General features: G+C 61.5%; 1 protein-coding gene. It reads right to left on the bottom strand.

Annotated features, from left to right (window positions below; translation table 11 throughout):
• Positions 1 to 444: MFS transporter (locus AACY08_RS29810; RefSeq protein ID WP_339472683.1), on the bottom strand; the 444-nt coding region annotated here is incomplete at both ends.

Here is a 444-nt window from a genome sequence, read left to right as displayed (position 1 = left end):
CGCGCCGATCGCGATAAACGCATCGCGCCAATCAAACGCTGCAGCGACCGACGCACCGAATGCGATGCCGATCGCCGCGCCGATCGGTGGACCGAGGTTATAGATGCTGAGCGCCGTCGCGCGCCGTCCCTTTGGAAAGGTGTCGGTAATTATCGCATAAGACGGCGGCACTCCGCCGGCCTCGCCGAATCCCACTGTCATGCGCGCCAACACCAGCTGCGGGAAGGTCACCGCCAATCCACAGGCAATCGTAGCACCGCTCCAGATTGCGCAGGCCAGTGACACCACGGTGACGCGGTTGGTGCGGTCCGCGAACCAACCGACGGGGATCGCAATGAAGCAATAGAAAAGAGCGAAATACAAACCGCCGAGCAATCCAAGCTGGCCGTCGGTGATCTGCAGCGAATCCTGGATCGGCTTGGCAAGGATTCCGATCAACTGCCG

Origin of the sequence: Pseudomonas sp. EL_65y_Pfl1_R83, from assembly GCF_963970695.1 — a bacterium.
Classification (GTDB): Bacteria; Pseudomonadota; Gammaproteobacteria; order Pseudomonadales; family Pseudomonadaceae; genus Aquipseudomonas; species Aquipseudomonas tritici.
The sequence above is the reverse complement of the archived record's forward strand: the minus strand, read 5'-3'. Positions and strand labels throughout refer to the sequence as shown.